At 41.4% G+C, this 18,299-nt stretch carries 18 protein-coding genes; 13 read left to right on the top strand and 5 right to left on the bottom strand.

The annotated features are described in order from the left end of the window. The first annotated feature begins 1 nt into the window (after nt 1). Genes JWR23_RS14700 through JWR23_RS14710 form a run of 3 tightly spaced genes read left to right on the top strand, consistent with a single transcriptional unit; the run spans nt 2 to nt 1,950 of the window. Nucleotides 2-703, top strand: coding sequence for a MotA/TolQ/ExbB proton channel family protein (locus JWR23_RS14700; protein ID WP_299497732.1), 702 nt, complete (start codon nt 2-4; stop codon nt 701-703). Next, nucleotides 700-1,101 carry a biopolymer transporter ExbD gene (locus tag JWR23_RS14705; RefSeq protein ID WP_299516934.1) on the top strand — a complete coding sequence of 134 codons (402 nt, stop codon included), beginning with the start codon at nt 700-702 and terminating at the stop codon, nt 1,099-1,101. Before JWR23_RS14700 ends, JWR23_RS14705 begins: the two co-directional genes overlap by 4 nt. 36 nt (nt 1,102-1,137) lie before the next feature. After that, on the top strand, nt 1,138-1,950 hold the full coding sequence (locus JWR23_RS14710) for an energy transducer TonB (protein ID WP_299516935.1): 813 nt from the start codon (nt 1,138-1,140) through the stop codon (nt 1,948-1,950). Between the two features lie 421 nt (nt 1,951-2,371). On the opposite strand, the gene JWR23_RS14715 is transcribed toward JWR23_RS14710, so the two are convergent. Then, the gene (locus JWR23_RS14715; protein WP_299516936.1) at nt 2,372-2,632 is read right to left on the bottom strand and encodes a hypothetical protein; all 261 of its coding nucleotides are present in this window, start codon (nt 2,630-2,632) and stop codon (nt 2,372-2,374) included. An 845-nt stretch (nt 2,633-3,477) separates the two neighbouring features. Here JWR23_RS14715 and JWR23_RS14720 point away from each other — a divergent pair. Next, a complete protein-coding gene (locus tag JWR23_RS14720) occupies nt 3,478-4,797 on the top strand; it encodes a folylpolyglutamate synthase/dihydrofolate synthase family protein (protein ID WP_299516937.1) in 1,320 nt (439 codons plus the stop codon). Nucleotides 4,798-4,831: 34 nt separating this feature from the next. Next, complete coding sequence (locus JWR23_RS14725; protein ID WP_299516938.1) at nt 4,832-5,818, top strand: Gfo/Idh/MocA family oxidoreductase; 987 nt, start codon at nt 4,832-4,834, stop codon at nt 5,816-5,818. A 34-nt stretch (nt 5,819-5,852) separates the two neighbouring features. Here JWR23_RS14725 and JWR23_RS14730 read toward each other — a convergent pair whose 3' ends face one another. Continuing rightward, the gene (locus JWR23_RS14730) at nt 5,853-6,026 is read right to left on the bottom strand and encodes a DUF6496 domain-containing protein (RefSeq protein WP_299497543.1); all 174 of its coding nucleotides are present in this window, start codon (nt 6,024-6,026) and stop codon (nt 5,853-5,855) included. Nucleotides 6,027-6,085: 59 nt separating this feature from the next. Here JWR23_RS14730 and JWR23_RS14735 point away from each other — a divergent pair, with 59 nt between their 5' ends. The 6 genes from JWR23_RS14735 (at nt 6,086) to JWR23_RS14760 (ending at nt 13,162) form a co-directional block, all read left to right on the top strand. After that, nucleotides 6,086-6,961, top strand: a complete 876-nt coding sequence (locus tag JWR23_RS14735) for a nucleoside phosphorylase (protein WP_299516939.1) — start codon at nt 6,086-6,088, stop codon at nt 6,959-6,961. A gap of 84 nt (nt 6,962-7,045) precedes the next feature. Then, nucleotides 7,046-8,140, top strand: a complete 1,095-nt coding sequence (locus JWR23_RS14740) for an AI-2E family transporter (protein ID WP_299516940.1) — start codon at nt 7,046-7,048, stop codon at nt 8,138-8,140. A gap of 9 nt (nt 8,141-8,149) precedes the next feature. Then, nucleotides 8,150-9,091 carry an MBL fold metallo-hydrolase gene (locus JWR23_RS14745; protein WP_299516941.1) on the top strand — a complete coding sequence of 314 codons (942 nt, stop codon included), beginning with the start codon at nt 8,150-8,152 and terminating at the stop codon, nt 9,089-9,091. A gap of 130 nt (nt 9,092-9,221) precedes the next feature. Further along, nucleotides 9,222-10,283, top strand: coding sequence for a tetraacyldisaccharide 4'-kinase (gene lpxK, locus JWR23_RS14750; protein ID WP_299516943.1), 1,062 nt, complete (start codon nt 9,222-9,224; stop codon nt 10,281-10,283). Continuing rightward, on the top strand, nt 10,246-11,067 hold the full coding sequence (locus tag JWR23_RS14755; protein ID WP_299516944.1) for a purine-nucleoside phosphorylase: 822 nt from the start codon (nt 10,246-10,248) through the stop codon (nt 11,065-11,067). The genes lpxK and JWR23_RS14755 overlap by 38 nt, the downstream gene beginning before the upstream one ends. Further along, entirely contained in the window at nt 11,060-13,162 is a 2,103-nt protein-coding gene (locus JWR23_RS14760) for a putative porin (protein ID WP_299516945.1), read from the top strand. Before JWR23_RS14755 ends, JWR23_RS14760 begins: the two co-directional genes overlap by 8 nt. Before the next feature lies 1 nt (nt 13,163). Here the strand turns inward: JWR23_RS14760 and JWR23_RS14765 are convergent, their stop codons facing one another. Next, on the bottom strand, nt 13,164-14,426 hold the full coding sequence (locus JWR23_RS14765; protein WP_367277563.1) for an asparagine synthetase B: 1,263 nt from the start codon (nt 14,424-14,426) through the stop codon (nt 13,164-13,166). Nucleotides 14,427-14,602: 176 nt separating this feature from the next. Next, complete coding sequence (locus tag JWR23_RS14770; protein WP_299516946.1) at nt 14,603-15,868, bottom strand: asparagine synthetase B; 1,266 nt, start codon at nt 15,866-15,868, stop codon at nt 14,603-14,605. Nucleotides 15,869-16,060: 192 nt separating this feature from the next. On the opposite strand from JWR23_RS14770, the gene JWR23_RS14775 reads away from it, so the two are divergent. Together JWR23_RS14775 and JWR23_RS14780 are read left to right on the top strand one after the other, a co-directional pair. Further along, nucleotides 16,061-16,522 (top strand): peptidylprolyl isomerase, encoded by a 462-nt coding sequence (locus JWR23_RS14775; protein ID WP_299516947.1) that lies wholly within the window; start codon nt 16,061-16,063, stop codon nt 16,520-16,522. Nucleotides 16,523-16,607: 85 nt separating this feature from the next. Then, nucleotides 16,608-17,135, top strand: a complete 528-nt coding sequence (locus JWR23_RS14780) for a DUF5606 domain-containing protein (protein WP_299516948.1) — start codon at nt 16,608-16,610, stop codon at nt 17,133-17,135. A 153-nt stretch (nt 17,136-17,288) separates the two neighbouring features. Here the strand turns inward: JWR23_RS14780 and JWR23_RS14785 are convergent, their stop codons facing one another. Beyond that, entirely contained in the window at nt 17,289-18,230 is a 942-nt protein-coding gene (locus JWR23_RS14785) for a cation diffusion facilitator family transporter (protein WP_299516949.1), read from the bottom strand. Nucleotides 18,231-18,299: the final 69 nt, after the last annotated feature.

Below are 18,299 nucleotides of genomic sequence, written 5' to 3' on the forward strand. Positions count from 1 at the left end.
AATGCAAGCAGTTACAGATACCGTTACACACCTAACAGATACCGCCAAACACGCGGCACAGCAGTTGGCAGCCATACCAGATCAGGACCTTCGCTTTGGCGACCTGCTGCTTAAAGGCGGATGGGTAATGCTGCCTATTGGCGTATTAGCCATATTAGGACTGGTTATATTTTTCGAAAGATATTTTACTATTCGTAAAGCTTCAAAAAACGAATCGAACCTGTTGGTGCAAATACGCAGCAGTATTCATTCGGGTAATCTGGAGTCGGCTATGGCTATTTGCCGTAACAGTAATTCGCCGTTGGGCCGTATGCTGCAAAAGGGCTTATTAAGAATTGGCCGGCCAATAAAAGATATTGAAGGCGCCATTGAAAACATAGGTAAAATTGAAGTAGCCAAACTGGAAAAAAACATAGGCATTTTAGGCATAGTGGCGGGTATAGCCCCTATGTTTGGTTTCCTGGGTACTATTGCCGGGGTTATTAAAATATTTTATGATATTTCTAAAACCGATAACATTAGCATGGGTGTAATATCCGGCGGTTTATATGTGAAGATGGTAACATCAGCAGCCGGGCTGTTTGTGGGTATTGTTGCCTACGTGTGCTACCATATTTTAAATATGATGGTGGATAAGGTGATCTTACAATTAGAGACCGATGCCATTGAATTTATTGACTTATTAGAAGAGCCGAGCAAATGAATTTAAGAAAGAAAAAAAGAGGAGCTTCTGCCGAAGTGCATACTTCGGCCATGAATGATATCATGTTTTTCCTGCTTTTGTTTTTCCTTATCGCTTCAACAGTAACCAATCCAAACGTTATTAAACTGCTGCTGCCTAAATCGTCAAGCGGTCAGTCGGTATCAAAAAAAACCATTACGGTATCTATAACCAAGGATCTTAAATACTACGTTGATAAAAAGGAAGTAGCGGTAGCCGACCTGAATACAACGCTGTTGAGCTACAAATCAATAGCTACCGCGCTAACCATAGTTTTGTATGTAGATAAAACCGTAGCCATACAAGATGTGGTACAAGTTATGGACATAGCGCAAAAATTGAATATAAAATTGGTACTCGCGACAGAGCCAAAGGGTTAGTGATTAGAGATTAGTTAATTAGAGATTAGGTTAAGCATGGTTCAGACCGAAGAAAATAACTATCCAAAAGCATTTTTAGCAACAGCCGTTATCCTGGCTGCTGTTATGGCTTTATGTTATTTTATTGTGTTCACCAATCCGCCGCCACCGCAGGACGGCACGGGTGGTATACTGGTAAACTATGGCACTACTGATGAAGGCATGGGTAGCGATTATATGAGTACAGAGCAGCCATCCATATCAGAAAAGGCAAATCATACCAAGCCTGATAAAGTTACCACCGCCCCGCCTACCGAACAAAAAACGCAGGCTGAAAGCAGCGACAAAACGGTTGTAACCCAAAACACCGAAGATGCGCCCGAGGTTGCGGCCAATACCAAAAAGCCAACCAATACTATAGCTACGCAGCCTACCAAAGCGGTTGTCAAGCCTACAGTAAACCAAAACGCGTTATATAAAGGCAAAACCAATAATGGCATTGGCGAAGGCGATGGTACCACCAATACCCCCGGTAACCAGGGCAAGCCAACCGGCAGCACGCTAACCAACAACTATAACGGAACAGGATCTGGCAATGGTGGCAGCCTGATGATGGAGCAGCGCAATTTTACCAGCAAACCCGCCATAAATGATAACGGCCGCCATACCGGTAAAATAATGGTTGATATACGTGTTGATAAAAACGGCAACGTAATATACGCCCGTGCAGGTGCCCGCGGCACCACCATAAGTGATGCCAACCTGCTGCAAAAATGCGAAGATGCCGTAAAAAATTCCAAGCTAAACGCGCTTGAATCTGCCCCCGATCCGCAAATTGGTACGGTGGTGTTTGTGTTTAAGGTGAATTAAAGCGTGTTTTGATAGAACAATTATAAGTAGGCACAAGTACGCCGCACACTTACCACCGCTGCACCTTGCGCCAGCGGGGAGTATAAGATCTCTCACTATCGTTCGAGATGACAATTTTAATCATATTGATAATCAATAACTTACATCACGTCATTGCGAGGAACGAAGACAACCGACCGTAGGGAGCTCATTAATGCCTTTTAAAAACAATTTATAATATTAATAATCTCTACGTAGGACATTCAAACAAGAGTTTGCCGTTTTGAGCAGGGCCTTGAATAACATTTTCACCACTGATTAGCGAGTGCAGAGATTGCTTCGTTCCTCGCAATGACGCGCGGTTTGTTATTTATAACCTCGCTGTCTGTAATGTTTGAAATAATCCATCCCCAGTTGGGACTAAGGTTATTATAGACAGAAATTACTTCATACAAAAATAGAGGCCGATAACAGATAGTATTTGCACACAAACTACTACCGAAAGTTTCTTAAGTCCCTTCATTTTGGAAGGTACAAATACATAAGCCGCAAAGGATAAAAAATATATGGCCATTGCCAACCCTCCAACTATTAAAAGATTTGGGCCTTCAGTATCATTAAAAAAGAAGAACAATGTTCTGGAACAAAGGATGGCCGTTGCGCCCAAAATCACTAACGAAATCTTTTTTGATTTGAAATTCATATTTGTGATGTTATTGTTAGGCATCGGGTAATTATTACTTTTTTCCCTTTTTAGCCTTTACCTTCTTGTCAGCGTCCTTAACTGATATGCTTATCATTTCCTCAAAAGTACCGTCAAAGGATACTTTCTTATCGTATTCCGATGTACGGGGCTTTGTGGCTTTCTTTTTAGCCTGCTTTTGCCATAATATAAAGTTACGAAAATTGTTACAATATATATCAAGCCGATGGCTCTCAGAAGCCGTCTAAAAATGATAAAAAAGGCGTCATTGCGAGGAACGAAGACAACCGACCGTAGGGAGCTCATTAATGCCTTTTAAAAACAATTTATAATATTAATAATCTCTACATAAGCTAATCAGTTATGAAGTATGTTTTATTTAAGCAGGGCTCCTATTTCTATTCCAACAATACGTTTTGTTGATTGTCCTACGTAGAGATTGCTTCGTTCCTCGCAATGACGCGGTTTGTTATTTATAACCTCGCTATCCGTAATGTTTGAAATGATCCATCCGCTGTTCGATTTCTATGAAATCGAACGACTATGTAACGAGGTGATAATGAAGCCAACCTTCATGATTCGTTTGTTTCATCACATTAAAATTAGTCAATTTGTAATCATTTGTTTATCAGTAAATTAAACAAGTATTACCCATAAAAAAGCAGACGAATAAGTTGTTACATTTTGTTTCACCACTTTTTCGTAGTTATTTAATTTTCAATAGGTTAAGTCAAAATCTTGTTTCACTTGTTACATTTTGTTTCACTATTTCGTGAAACAAGCTATTGCGGTGGTTGCGCAAACAACTACGGAGCATCCGCCTATTTATTATATTTGCATAGTAAATGAACTACCAACAAACCATCGATTATATTTACGCACAACTACCGATCTTCACCCGCGTAGGTGCATCTGCTTACAAGGCTGATTTGGGTAATACCATTGAGCTTTGCAATCGCCTTGACAATCCGCAGAACAAATTCAAAACCATACATATAGGCGGCACCAATGGCAAAGGCTCCACCTCGCACATGCTGGCGGCTATTTTGCAGGTGGCGGGTTATAAAACCGGGTTGTACACCTCGCCGCATTTAAAAGACTTTAGAGAGCGCATCCGCATTAATGGCGAAATGATAAGCGAGCAGTTGGTTATTGATTTTGTGGCCCGGCATAAACCCGATTTTGAGGACATCCAACCCTCCTTTTTTGAAATGACCGTTGCTTTGGCCTTTGATATATTCGCTAAGGAAAAGGTGGATATTGCAGTTATAGAAGTGGGTTTAGGTGGGCGGCTGGACTCTACCAATATCATCACCCCGCTCCTATCTGTTATCACCAACATCGGCTGGGACCACATGAATATCCTGGGCGATACTCTGCAACTCATCGCTGCAGAAAAAGCGGGCATTATCAAACCCAACATCCCCGTAATTATTGGTGAGAAGCAGGATGAGGTAGCTGATATCTTCATCCGCAAAGCGAAACAACAAGATGCGCCTATAAGCTTTGCATCAGAACTATTTGAGGTAAAAGGTGATTTTGAGGTAAAAGGTAAAAGGTTAAAGGTTAAAGGTTATGATGAATTATTAGAAGCAGAAATTATACCACTCACTACTCACCACTCACCACTCACCATTCAACTCGACCTTACCGGTAGCTATCAGCTTAAAAACGTAAAAACCGTGCTGTCCGCAGTAAATGAATTACGTGCTCAAGATTTTGTTATTACTGATGAGCATATAAAAACAGCCCTGCGCCAGGTTAAAACACTAACCGGTTTGCATGGGCGCTGGGAAGTTTTAAATAATTTACCTTTAACCATTTGTGATACCGGGCATAATCCCGAAGGTATACAGGAAGTATTGAAAAACATTGCCAATGTAAAGTTTGAGCAATTACATTTTGTTATCGGGGTGGTGAGTGATAAGGATAGCACTAAGGTGTTATCTATGCTGCCCAAAGATGCGATATACTATTTCTGCAAGCCTGATATCCCGCGCGGTTTAGAGGCCGAAAGCTTAAAGGAAAAAGCTGCAGGTTTTAACTTACATGGTGAAGCTTATCCATCTGTAATATCCGCTTTGGCGGCAGCACAGCAAACAGCAGAAGATAACGACCTGGTTTTTGTTGGCGGAAGCACGTTTGTTGTTGCCGAAGTTGTTTGAAATATCCTATTTTTACCCCACGTAAAAATACAACATGAGTACAATTAAATGGGGAATTATTGGTTGCGGTGATGTAACCGAAAAAAAAAGCGGTCCACCGTTGTATAAGGTGCCTAACAGCAGTTTGGTAGCGGTTATGCGCCGCAATGGTGAGAAAGCGGCTGACTATGCCCGCAGGCACAATGTTGCCAAATGGTATAATGATGCAGATAAATTAATGGATGACCCCGAGATCAATTCAGTTTATATCGCCTCGCCCCCGGGGTCGCATTTGGGTTATGCTTTGGCCGCTTTGAAAAAAAACCTGAACGTATACCTGGAGAAACCCATAACCCTAAATGCCGCTGAAGCACGTACCATAGCTGATGCGGTTAAACAAAGCAAAGGCAAGCTGTCTGTAGCACATTACCGCCGCGCGTTGCCTATGTTTTTATATGTAAAAGAATTGATAGACAATGGCAGCATTGGCGATATACGCACCGTGCAGATAAGGCTATGGCAAAGCATAACACCCGAACTGGTTACTCATGTGGAAGATAACTGGCGCATACAAGCCGAACATTCGGGCGGTGGTTATTTTCATGATATGAGTCCGCACCAGCTTGACCTGATGCTATTTTACTTTGGCGAGCCACAATATTACAGCGGCGCATCCTTAAACCAGGGCGGCACCTACAAAGTTGCCGACCATGCTACCGGGCATATCGTTTTTAAAAATAAGGTGGTAGTAAATGGCTCATGGAGCTTTAATGTGGCACCATCAGCAGCGGTCGACCTTTGTGAGATAATTGGCAATAAAGGAACAATAACCTTCCCGTTCTTTAACAAACCACACCTGGTAAAACTGGAAAACGAAGCAGGCGAAAGCACTAAAGAATTTAAGCACCCCGAGCATATATCGCAGTTAATGATTGAAAAGGTGGTGAACTATTTTAATGGCGATGACACTAATAATCCCTGCTCTATTGAGGATGCTATACCTTTGATGGATATTATGGACGCGTTTGGGGAGTGGCACTAATTTAAACTTAGTTTTAAAAACTAAGTTTAAATTATCACTTCTTCTTTGGCACCTTAGCACCTTCTTTTCGTGCTTCTGATAAGCCAATGGCTACAGCCTGTTTTTTACTGGTTACTTTTTGGCCACTGCCGCTTTTTAATTTGCCTTCCTTCATTTCATGCATGGTTTTCTCTACTTTTTCGCCAGCTTTTTCTGAATATTTTGCCATGATATTTAATATTAGTATATGATATTAATGCATGCAAAATATTTGCCAACTTTACGTGGATGAACCAAATAACAGAAACTGATCTTATTTTAAATGCCGATAGCAGCGCCTACCACTTAAACTTGCTGCCGGGTGATATTGCCGATACTATAATTACCGTTGGCGACCCAGACCGTGTAGGCGAGGTAAGCAAGTATTTTGACACGGTAGAATTTAAAAAAGGAAAACGAGAGTTCATAACACATACCGGCCGTATAGGTGGTAAAAGAATAACCGTTCTGTCAACCGGCATAGGTACAGATAATATTGATATTGTATTGAATGAGCTTGATGCATTGGTTAATATCGATTTTAAAACCCGTACCATCAATCCAAATCTTCGCAGCCTTAACATTATCCGCATTGGCACTTCGGGCGCTGTGCAGGGGGATATTGCTGTTGATAGTGTGCTATTATCGTCGGCAGCTTTTGGGTTAGACCCGTTAATGCATTATTATCAGCAAAGCCTAACCGATAAAGAACAAAATCTGCTTAAAGCGTTTAAAGCAGCTTTACCTGCAAATGCTCAACTATCCCCTTATATAGCGTCTGCCGGAAATAAATTACTTGCTGCATTAGGAAATGGCGAGCAGCAGGGCATTACTATTACTGCTCCGGGGTTTTATTCGCCGCAGGGTAGACAGATTAGGGCCGTGGTGGCTATTCCGGAACTAATGAATATAATTCAGCAATTTAATTTTGAAGGGCAGCGCATTGCTAATTTAGAAATGGAAACTGCCGGTATATATGGTTTAGCGGCCAGTTTAGGGCACCAGGCATTATCTTATAATGTGATATTGGCTAACCGGGCTACACACGTTTTTAGCAAGCAGCCTGCAAAAATAATGGACCATTATATTAAACATCTGCTGGAGAAACTGGCGGATATTTTATAAATTATTGAATATTAGTCTATTATTATTACCTTCAAAACATATAATAAACAACAACGTTACCTACTAAATTTCATACCCGGTACTATGACGCCTAAAAAAATCATCGCTCCTTTTTATGAACGTTTATCGCTGGTACTTATAGGTATTTTGGCGCTTGGCTTTTTAATAATACAAGGAAAGGAAGTGCTTGATCCGTTAATATTTGGATTTCTTTTCTCTATACTTTTACTGCCTGTTTCTGGTTTTTTAGAGCAAACGCTGCACATGCCCAGGAGCGTATCGTCTTTTTTATCAATTATATTGTTGGTTGCTTTTATAGGTGGTGTATTGTATCTGGTAGGGTCGCAGATATCTAAACTAACAGATGATTGGCCGATGCTGCAAAAACAGCTTGCCCAATCAAGAGACAATATTTCCGACTGGATACAAAGCGCTTTCCACCTCAATTTAGAGAAACAAAAAGCTTATGTAGATAATACAGCCAAGAAGATCATGTCATCAGGTACCGAAGTTATAGGTACCACGTTTGGTGCAGTGTCGTCATTAATGCTATTTTACGTATTCATTATGATATTTACCTTTTTTATCCTCTTTTACAGGAAGCTGCTTTTGGGGTTTATCCTGCAAGCTTTCGGTAAGGATAATGAGCATGTTGTGCATGATATTATAGAGAATATTCAAAGCATTTTAAGACAATACATATTGGGCCTTTTGTTAGAAATGATAATAGTTGCCTGTGTAGCCTGTACCGCGTTCTGGGTAATCGGCATTAAATACGCCGCCCTGTTGGGTATTATCGTAGGCCTGTTTAACATCATCCCCTACCTGGGTATTTTTACTGCCTTATTTTTAAGTGTGCTTATTACCTTTGCTACAGGGCCGGTTGGTAATGCGGTTGAGGTGGGCATTAGTGTAATTATTATCCACGCTTTGGATGCAAATGTATTACTTCCTGCAGTTGTAGGATCGAAAGTAAGGCTTAACGCGTTAATTACCTTTTTAGGCATTGTTTTGGGCGAAATGATTTGGGGACTATCCGGCATGTTCCTTTCCATACCGATAATGGCTATTTTTAAAATAATTTTCGATCGTATTGAAAGTACAAAACCATGGGGTTACCTGCTGGGCGGCGATTACGAATTCAAAAAATCCGCAGAGAAAAAAATGAAAACGGAATAGCTGCTATTTATGCGTTTTAAATTAATAACTGTCCTTCTTCTTCTATTATCAGTCGGCGGCTTTGCACAAGGCGCTTTTAAAATAGTCCCCTTGGGTGTTTTGGGTGGGATAGATGAGAGCAATATGTCGGCCTATATGGTTGCCCCGGCCGGTAGCAATAATTATATCTGTATGGATGCCGGTACGTTACATTATGGTATTGAACAGGCAATAAAAAACAAGGTATTTACTATCCCTGCAGAACAGGTGTTAAAGAAATACATTAAAGGCTACTTTATTTCACACCCGCATTTGGACCATATCTCCGGGCTCATCATTAATTCGCCCGATGATAGTACTAAAAATATTTACGCTTTCGCGGATTGTATAAACACAATTAAAACTCACTATTTTACCTGGACCAGCTGGGCCAATTTTGCAAATGAAGGCGAAGCGCCACAGCTAAAAAAATACACTTACCAGGTGTTGAAACCCGGCGAAGAAACAGATGCGGCAAACACCACCCTGAAAGTTACGGCATTTCCGCTTAGCCATTCTAATTTGACAAGTACCGCGTTCCTTATTAAAAGCAACAATAACTATTTATTGTATTTGGGCGATACGGGGCCGGACGAAGTAGAAAAGGGTCATAACCTGCAGGCGCTATGGCAGGCTATTGCTCCGCTGATTAAAAATCATCAATTAAAAGGAATGATGATAGAAGTATCCTTTCCGGATGAGCAGCCCGATAAGACCTTGTTTGGTCACTTTACCCCAAAATGGCTAATGACCGAAATGACCGGGCTAAGCAAACTAACAGGGGCTGATGCATTGAAAAACTTTAACCTGGTTATTACCCACGTTAAACCTCCGCAGGTAAATATTAATAAATTGAAGGCCCAGCTTAAGGCAGAAAACAAGTTTGGCTTTAATTTGGTTTTTCCGGTGCAGGGGAAAGAGTTGGATTTTTAAGAATAAAAGGGTGTCACCCTGAAGCACTCGAAGGGTGAGCGTAAAGGTCCGCCCTCATGCTTCGATTACCTGCCAATGACACCTGTACGTTTCCTGCCTTTCCATAGCTTTTCCTATCTTTACCCCATATATGAAATACCTGCGCCTGCTATTATTTCCTTTTTCGTTGATCTATGGCATCATCATCATGATGCGCAATTGGTGTTATGATGCGGGCCTGTTTCAAAGCAGGCAATTTGAGTTGCCCGTTATATCTGTTGGCAACCTTGAGGTTGGCGGTGCCGGCAAAAGCCCGATGACCGAATATCTCATTCGTTTATTTAAAAACGACTATAAACTGGCAACCCTTAGTCGTGGTTATGGCCGCAAGACAAAAGGATACCAAACTGCTACTGCCACGGCTAATGCCACTAAAATAGGCGACGAGCCCGCACAATTTAAACATAAGTTCCCGGATATTACCGTTGCCGTTTGCGAAAAACGGGTGGATGGTATTGAACAGTTAAAAGCCGGCCATGATTTAATTATTCTGGATGATGCTTACCAGCACCGCGCCGTTAAACCCGGATTAAGTATTTTATTGTTTGATTATAACAGTCTTAATAACCCGCACCTGGTACTACCAGCGGGTAATTATCGCGAACCGTTTAGCGGGCGCTGGCGCGCGGATATTATCATCATCAGTAAATGCCCTGAATTATTAAGTATTGATGAGCAAGCGGCAATTACAGCTAACATGAGCCTGCTGCCCTATCAGCAATTATTTTTTACCGCTATTGCTTACCAGCCTTTGCAAGCTATGGATAATAATTTGCCGGCTATTAATATTGATGCGGATACTACCGTTTTTTTATTAACAGGTATAGCAAATGCCAATCCGTTAGTTACTTATATTAAAAAACACACATCGCACGTTATACATCATAATTATCCCGACCATCACTGCTTTAGCTTAAAAAATATCACTAAACTTGCCGATGAATTTACAGCTTGCACCTCACAAAAAAAGGTGATTATTACAACAGAAAAAGATGCACAGCGTTTAGGAGAACAACAATTGCTGCCACTTGTTAAAAAACTACCCATTATGGTGATACCCATAGGCGTAAAATTTTTAAACCAACAGCAGCAATTTGATCAATTTGTTATTGAATATGTTAGAAAATATAGAGAGCACAACCAAATACATTAAAAGCCGCATTGGCGATTTTGTGCCCGAAGCAGGTATAATTTTAGGAACAGGCTTAGGCGGCCTGGTAAGCGAGATAACAATAGAAAAACAGCTGATGTATAGTAACATACCTGATTTTCCTATTTCTACTTTAGAGTTTCACTCGGGCAAATTAGTATTTGGTATGCTTGACGGGGTAAAAGTAGTTGCTATGCATGGGCGACTGCATTATTACGAAGGCTATAACATGCAGCAGATCACTTTCCCCGTTAGGGTAATGAAAATGCTGGGGATAAAAACCTTGTTCGTATCAAACGCCAGCGGGGCCTTAAACCCTGCCTTTAAAAAAGGCGATCTGATGGTTATCGAGGACCATATAAGCCTGCAGCCGGATAATCCGCTGGTAGGCAGAAATGAATCAGACCTGGGCCCCCGTTTCCCGGATATGAGCGAACCTTATAAACGAGTTTTGATTGATAAAGCTTTGGCTATTGCTTCAAAAAACAATATTCTTTGCCATAAAGGTGTATATGTTGCGGTAACCGGCCCTAATTTAGAGACTAAAGCCGAATACAAATATTTACGCATTATTGGCGGCGATGCCGTTGGCATGAGTACCGTGCCCGAAGTTATAGTAGCCAACCATATGGGCCTGCCGGTATTTGCTATATCTGTATTAACAGATGAGGGTTTCCCGGAAACGCTAAAACCGGTTTCTCTTGAAGAAATTATAGCGGTGGCCCGGGAAGCCGAACCAAAAATGACATTAATACTTAAAGAATTGATTGCCGGTTTAAATGCCTGATAAATTAAAATATATACTGCTTTTACTGATCTGTATTACAGTGCAGGCAGCTTTTGCACAACAATATAATCCCAACAATCCGAGGCGTCCCAATGGATTTGTTGGGGATACTGCCGCGTTAAAGGGAACAAACCTGGCGCCGCTTACCGCCGAGCAGCAAATAGATACTTTACGCAAGCGCGAACAACGCAGCCGCGACTCGGTAGTTTTTACATCGAAGTTTATTAAAATAACCAATGAAAATTTACTGAAGGATAGCACACAGCTATTTCCAATTGATACAACTTTAACCAATTTTGAAAATTACAGCCCGCTTTTTCAACCGCGGTCGCCTAAAATAAGTTTGGGCGGTACCATGGGTCTGGCTACAAGAAGCTTATTATTTGAGCCGTCTAAAACTATTGGCTTTGATGTGGGTATGCACGCGCTTGATCCCTACCTGTTAACTCCGCAGGATATACAATATTACAATGCCCGTGTGCCTTATACTTTGCTAACCATGTTTTCGGCCGGTAGAACAGATCAATACTTTAAAATATTGCATACCCAAAATATAAAGCCTAACTGGAATGTTGGCTTTAACTTAAACTTTATTGGTTCGCGGGGATTTTATGCCAGTAATAATGTGCTGGGGCAAAATGTTAGCGATTTAAATGCCGCCGTGTTTACCTGGTACGAGTCAAAAAACAAACGCTATAACTTATTGGCAAACATAGTGTTTAACAACCTTAAATCGCCCGAAACAGGTTCTATATTAAATGACTCGGTTTTTACCAGTGCAAAAGGTTCGTTTGATAAAAGTACCGAACCTGTACGATTACCCAATACGTATGAGAATTGGAAAACAGCCGGTTTTTATATTAAACAGTTTTACTACATAGGGCGTATAGATACTACTGTAAAAAAAGGCGGCGCAAATATATTGCCTACGCAAAGGGTATCCTATACACTTAATTATAATGTTACCAAGTATAATTTTTTGCAGAATGATATTGATACCTATCATGTTTTTCCTGATTATTATTACAGCGCTAACCGGTCAAGAGATTCACTTAATTTATCGCATATACAAAATGATTTTGGGTATAGCTTTTATTTACGGGGCAAATCACAAAAGTTTGTAAAGAACGAGTTAAAACTCGACCTGGGGCTTACGCACGACCTGTATCATTATACCCAATACGTAACCGATACCACGCTGGATATAAACAGCAACAAGGTAAGAATGCCTGACAAAAAGCAGGATGCCACTTTCCAGAACATTACCATTAAAGGCAAACTAAGCTACCGCTTCAGCGACCGGATAAACCTTGAGTTTAACGTGAACCAAATAGCCGCCGGACGTAATTTTGGCGATTTTATTTATGATGCCAAAGCATTGGTAGCGGGTAATAATAAAACGGGTAAAATTATATTGGATGGATATATACAAAGCAGTTCGCCGCCATTGGTGGCTACCAACTGGATATCCAACCATTATATATTTCATAACAGCTTTCATAATCAAAAAACCACCAGCTTATCATTCAATTACATTAATAACCCGCTGCAACTTGATCTGAAAGCCGAATACTTTTTAATTACCGACTACCTTTACTATACCGCGCAACCCGGTGGTATTGATGCGCACCCGGTACAATTGTCAAACCCTATTAACTTATTAAAAATAAGCCTGGGTAAAAACCTTTCATGGCGCGATCTGCACTTTGACAACTTTATAGTATACGAAAAAACCGACTATCAATCTACCCTGCGCGTACCCGAAGTATATACTTATACCAGTCTGTATTATAACATGTTTTTATTTAATGTACTGCACCTTTCGGTAGGTACAGATGTGCGCTATAATACGGCCTATACCGCGCCATCCTACGCCGTTGGGTTGGGTCAGTTTTATAACGGCCCTGATATTACATTCTCATCCTACCCTGTGGCAAACATTTTTTTGAAAGCCACCCTGCAAAAAACCAATATTTTTGTAGGGTATGATTATGCCAACCAAGGCGTATTCAGCAAAGGCTATTACACCGTTAACCGCTACCCGCAGCAAGATCGCATACTTAAATTTGGGGTGAGCTGGATGTTTTTTGAGTAAACTATGTTTTCAATTTTTTCTTCTTGGCTGCCGGGAACAGCACATTATTCAATATCAACCTGTAACCGGGCGAATTGGGGTGCAGGTTTAAATCGGTTGGCGGATCATTAAAGCCGTGTTGATAGTCTTCCGGGTCATGGCCGCCATAAAACGTCCATTGGCCTTTGCCATATTCGCCGTGTATATAACGGGCCTCGTTCATGGTCTTCATTTCGCCCATTATGGTTACGCCGGATTTTAGCTTGGTCTTATCAAATGCGGTAGCCAGGCCCATAAAGCCTTTTATTACCCGGTCATGATCCTGCGTAAGCATACTGGGTACCACATCCCACTTGGCCGAAAAATCAAACAAGGTAAAAAAATCGTTCTCCATGCCAATACTGCGGTGTAAGGGCCCGGTATCAATATTGCTGAACCCGCGCCCATTACCGGTAACCACCGTAAAATTCTGGAATGCGAAGGTTTGGCTAAAATCCAACTTTGATTGGGCGCGCGGGTCGGGCGGGTCATCGTCATATGTTTCGTCAACAATATCTGTATTGGCTGCAGCGAGGGCTATATCAAAACTATCCGCGCCGCTGCACATGGCAAATAAAAATCCGCCGCCGGCAGTAAAATCACGGATACGCTGTGCAACCGCCAGCTTCATTTTTGATACTTTTTTATAGCCAAACTGGCGCGCGGTAGCCTCTTGTATTTGCTTATCCGCTATAAACCGGGAAGAGTTTCGACCACGACCGGTTTTGCTGTATTGCCCGGTAAAATCTTCATGGTGCAGGTGCAGCCAATCGTATTTTGGTAATTCATCTTTTAATATTTCTGCATCGTAAATTATATCAAAAGGGATCTCGGCATATTTTAATACCAGTATCACCGCGTCATCTGATGGCAGCACACCTATTTTAGGCGAATAAACAGCCACGCGGGGTGCCTTTTGCAGCTTCACCAGGTCCATATTTACAGATGGATCGTTTATTTGTGTGATGATCTCGCTTACTTTGGCATCAGCCAGTACCTCGTAAGTAACGCCACGTATTTTGCATTCGTCCTCTGTTTTTTTATTATATAGTGTCATGAAACTGCCGCCGCGGTAGTTAAGCAGCCAGTCTACTTCGTCGCCGTTCTTTAAAACCCAAAAAGCAATACCGTATGATTTTAAATGATCTTTTTGAACATCATCCATAGGTATTAATATGGAAGCGGCTTTAGAGCTAAAAGCTGAAAGCAAAAAGGTGAAAGCTAAAAGGTGTTTTAGATATTTCATCGTAAAATAACCTATATAACAGTTGCAAAAAGTTTATATGGCGCGTAAACCCATCCCTACACCCTCCCGTTGGGAGTGAATCGCACAGGCCTTTGCTTTTTCTATATTATCAAACTAACTTGCTTACCAAAAAATTCCAATCACCAATCACCAATCACCAATCACCAATCACCAACTTACGTTTTTTGTTTCTTCTTCTTTGCAGCCGGGAACAGCACATTATTTAATATCAACCTATAACCCGGCGAATTAGGGTGTAAATTCAAATCAGTGGGCGGATCACTAACGTTGTGCTGGTAATCCTCCGGATCATGGCCGCCATAAAATGTCCATTGCCCTTTGCCGTATTCGCCGTGTATATACCGCGCTTCGTTAGCGGTTTTCATTTCGCCCATTATGGTTACACCCGGCTTTAACCTATTTTTATTAAAAGCGGTGGTAAGGCCCATAAAACCTTTTATCACTTTATCATGATTTTGGGTGAGCATGCTGGGCACCACATCCCATTTAGCCGAAAAATCAAACAGGGTAAAAAAATCATTCGTTCTGTCTACCTGGCGCGTTTGGGTTACATCAATATCACTAAACCGGTGAGAGAATGGGTTATTATCCAAATTAAAATTCTGGAAAGCGAAGGTTAACCCATAATCCAGCTTGCTTGCTGCATTAGGGTCGGCAGCATCGCCATCAAACATACTTTCGCATATATCGGTATTACTGGCTGCCAGCGCAATATCAAACGTTTCGGTACCAGAGCACATGGCGAATAAAAAGCCACCGCCCGCGGTAAAATCGCGGATATGCCCGGCAACGGCCAGCTTCATTTTTGATACTTTTTTAAAGCCCAGTTTAGCGGCCATTGCCTCCTGCGCTTTTTTATCATCTATATACCATGACGCGGTGCTAAAGCCGGCATAAAATTTACTGTACTGCCCGGTAAAATCTTCGTGGTGCAGGTGCAGCCAATCGTATTTGGGCAAGTCTCCGCGAATTACTTCTTCATCATAAACCAGGTCGAAAGGAATCTCAGCATATTTTAACACCAGCGTTACTGCATCATCCCAGGGCAATTTATTTTTAGGCGAATACACCGCTATTTTGGGCGCTTTCTCCAGCTTCACCAGGTCCATATTGGCAGAGGGATCGTTTACCTGGGTAATGATCTCGCTTACCTTAGCATCGGCCAAAACCTCGTAGCTAACGCCGCGTATCCTGCATTCGTCTTCCAGTTTTTTGTCATACTTGGTCATGAAACTGCCGCCGCGATAATTAAGCAGCCAGTCTACCTCGCCATCATTTTTCAATATCCAAAATGCTATGCCGTATGCTTTAAGGTGGTTTTTCTGTACCTCGTCCATAGGCATCAATATAGATGCTGCCCGGCTTGTTAAGGCTAAAAGGCAAAAGGCAAAAGGTAAAAGGTATTTTAAGCGGCGAATCATGTTCAAATTTAACGAATTAATGTTTAAGGTATTACGCTATTGAGGGAAAAAGGTGAAAGGATAAAGGTAAAAGGTTTATGCAGTTTATTATAAAGCTTACCGTTCTGTTTTATTCTTACCTTTTACCTCAAAAAGAACCTTTCACCTTTTACCCAAAAACATTACCTTTGCCAACTATTAAAAAATTTGAGAATGAGTAAAGCAATTATAAAAACTGAAAAAGGCAATATGACCGTAGATTTTTACGAGACAGATGCCCCTAAAGCGGTGGCTAATTTTAAAAAATTAGCAAAAGAAGGATTTTATGACGGAATAACTTTTCATCGTGTTATACCTAACTTTATGGTACAGGGCGGTTGCCCTTTCTCTAAGGACCCTGCAACTGCTTATAAAGCAGGCAGTGGCGGACCGGGTTATAATATTGATTGCGAATTGACAGGCGAATTTCAGTATCATGACCGCGGCGTATTGTCTATGGCACATGCCGGCCGTAACACAGGCGGGTCACAATTCTTTATTTGTCACAGCCGTACCAACACTGCTCACCTTGACCGTAACCATACCTGCTTTGGTAAGGTTATTGAAAATGTTGACCTGGTTGATGAGATACGCCAGGGCGATAAAATTTTAGGAATAGAAGTTTTAGAAGATTAATTACGTCGCATGTAATAAGTTATACGTCATATGTTGCAAAACGCAACCACGTAAAACTTATTACGTATAACCTACAACACACTATATGAATTTAAGCGGAATAGTATCAGTATCAGGCAAACCGGGCTTGTGGAAAGCACTGGTACAAAACAAAACAGGTTTTGTATTAGAGAGCCTTGATGCACAAAAAACCAAATTAATAGCCAACCTGTCAACTGCCAAATTAGCGGCTTTAGACGAGATAACCATTTTTGGTTATGACGATGATATTAAGCTTACAGATGTATTTGAGCGCATGAAAACTGCCGCGTCTGTACCTGATGCTAAAGCCGACGGCACCAAACTAAGGACATTCTTTAGAGAAGTAGCTCCGGATCATGATGAGGAGAAAGTTTACGCTTCTGATATGAAGAAGGTATTAAACTGGTACAGCATATTAAAAGATATGCCTTTGTTTAGCGAGGAAGCAAAAGCGCCCGAAGCTGCCGAAGCAGAAAAACCTGCTATTAAAGTAACAGAAAAACCAAAGGAAAAGCCGGTAGCTAAAAAAGCACCTGCGGCCCCTAAGGCACACAAGGCCAATACGCCAAAAAACCCATCGAAAAAAGGGTAGGTTGTTGTGCAGATATGCAGATGCGTGAATGTGTAGATGCTTATCGCTTACAATAAAAAATGCCTTACTGAAACAGTAAGGCATTTTTTATTGTAATTTATTTATTAATTTTTTCATCTGCACATTTGTATATCCGCACATCTGCACATCTACCTAACACTCCGGTTCACCGCACTTTTCCTCGGCAAACTCCGGTTCAAATGTGCTGTGGTTTATGTCGAGGTGTTGCAGGCGATGCCTTAGGTCCTGTTTAATGGCATCAAATAAATGCAGATCGGTGGGCAGTATAACCAGGTGGGCGGTTAGCGCGTTTTCGGTGGTGCTTAGCGCCCATACGTGCATATGGTGCACATCAACTACACCTTTGGCCTTCATCAATTCGTTTTTGATCTTGATGAGGTTCATTTCTTTGGGCACGCCGTCCATCTCTAAACGCAAGCTATCTTTAAGCAGGCTCCAGGTACCACGTAATATTACAATAGCTATTATTAAACTTACTACACTATCTATCCAGTACCATTTGGTAAAATAAATTATCACTCCTGATATTACCACGCCTAATGATACCACTGCATCCATTGCCATGTGCATATAAGCGCCTTTTACATTCAGGTCGGTATCTTTATCTTTTACAAAAAGCCACGCGGTAAACGCGTTAATAGCTATACCTATTAAGGATACCCATGCTACGGTATCGCCGGCAATTGGCTGCGGATGCATAAAGCGGATGACCGCCTCGTAAGCAATGATCCCGATTGAGGCTACCAATATAACCGCGTTAAAAAACGACACCAATATGGTAGACCGTTTATAACCATATGTATAATTACTATTTGAGCCAACCTTGGTTAGCTTAAATGCCAGCAAAGCCAACGCTAAACCTACAACATCACTCAGGTTATGCCCGGCATCGGTTAACAAAGACAATGAGCCGGTTATTAAGCCTGCAATTACTTCAATTACAACAAAGGCCGAGTTTAAAATTATCCCCCATATAAAAGCTGCATTTAAATGGTCGAGCTTGGGGGCTTCATGGTGATGGTGACCAAATCCATGGGAATGGTCATGGGCGTGTGAATGGGCGTGACCTGACATGGTGCAAAGGTAAGCTTTACTGGTTGAAATTTAAATTAGAACGAGATTAAACTATAGTATGGGCGCGAT

The sequence above is a fragment of the Mucilaginibacter sp. genome, assembly GCF_028288205.1.
Lineage (GTDB): Bacteria > Bacteroidota > Bacteroidia > Sphingobacteriales > Sphingobacteriaceae > Mucilaginibacter.

What these genes read in the sequence shown, in the direction of transcription:
- JWR23_RS14700 (WP_299497732.1), top strand. Translation starts at nt 2, where the DNA reads ATGCAAGCAGTTACAGATACCGTTACACACCTAACAGATACCGCCAAA.
- JWR23_RS14705 (WP_299516934.1), top strand. Translation starts at nt 700, where the DNA reads ATGAATTTAAGAAAGAAAAAAAGAGGAGCTTCTGCCGAAGTGCATACT.
- JWR23_RS14710 (WP_299516935.1), top strand. Translation starts at nt 1,138, where the DNA reads ATGGTTCAGACCGAAGAAAATAACTATCCAAAAGCATTTTTAGCAACA.
- JWR23_RS14715 (WP_299516936.1), bottom strand. Translation starts at nt 2,632, where the DNA reads ATGAATTTCAAATCAAAAAAGATTTCGTTAGTGATTTTGGGCGCAACG.
- JWR23_RS14720 (WP_299516937.1), top strand. Translation starts at nt 3,478, where the DNA reads ATGAACTACCAACAAACCATCGATTATATTTACGCACAACTACCGATC.
- JWR23_RS14725 (WP_299516938.1), top strand. Translation starts at nt 4,832, where the DNA reads ATGAGTACAATTAAATGGGGAATTATTGGTTGCGGTGATGTAACCGAA.
- JWR23_RS14730 (WP_299497543.1), bottom strand. Translation starts at nt 6,026, where the DNA reads ATGGCAAAATATTCAGAAAAAGCTGGCGAAAAAGTAGAGAAAACCATG.
- JWR23_RS14735 (WP_299516939.1), top strand. Translation starts at nt 6,086, where the DNA reads ATGAACCAAATAACAGAAACTGATCTTATTTTAAATGCCGATAGCAGC.
- JWR23_RS14740 (WP_299516940.1), top strand. Translation starts at nt 7,046, where the DNA reads ATGACGCCTAAAAAAATCATCGCTCCTTTTTATGAACGTTTATCGCTG.
- JWR23_RS14745 (WP_299516941.1), top strand. Translation starts at nt 8,150, where the DNA reads ATGCGTTTTAAATTAATAACTGTCCTTCTTCTTCTATTATCAGTCGGC.
- lpxK (WP_299516943.1), top strand. Translation starts at nt 9,222, where the DNA reads ATGAAATACCTGCGCCTGCTATTATTTCCTTTTTCGTTGATCTATGGC.
- JWR23_RS14755 (WP_299516944.1), top strand. Translation starts at nt 10,246, where the DNA reads ATGTTAGAAAATATAGAGAGCACAACCAAATACATTAAAAGCCGCATT.
- JWR23_RS14760 (WP_299516945.1), top strand. Translation starts at nt 11,060, where the DNA reads ATGCCTGATAAATTAAAATATATACTGCTTTTACTGATCTGTATTACA.
- JWR23_RS14765 (WP_367277563.1), bottom strand. Translation starts at nt 14,426, where the DNA reads ATGAAATATCTAAAACACCTTTTAGCTTTCACCTTTTTGCTTTCAGCT.
- JWR23_RS14770 (WP_299516946.1), bottom strand. Translation starts at nt 15,868, where the DNA reads ATGATTCGCCGCTTAAAATACCTTTTACCTTTTGCCTTTTGCCTTTTA.
- JWR23_RS14775 (WP_299516947.1), top strand. Translation starts at nt 16,061, where the DNA reads ATGAGTAAAGCAATTATAAAAACTGAAAAAGGCAATATGACCGTAGAT.
- JWR23_RS14780 (WP_299516948.1), top strand. Translation starts at nt 16,608, where the DNA reads ATGAATTTAAGCGGAATAGTATCAGTATCAGGCAAACCGGGCTTGTGG.
- JWR23_RS14785 (WP_299516949.1), bottom strand. Translation starts at nt 18,230, where the DNA reads ATGTCAGGTCACGCCCATTCACACGCCCATGACCATTCCCATGGATTT.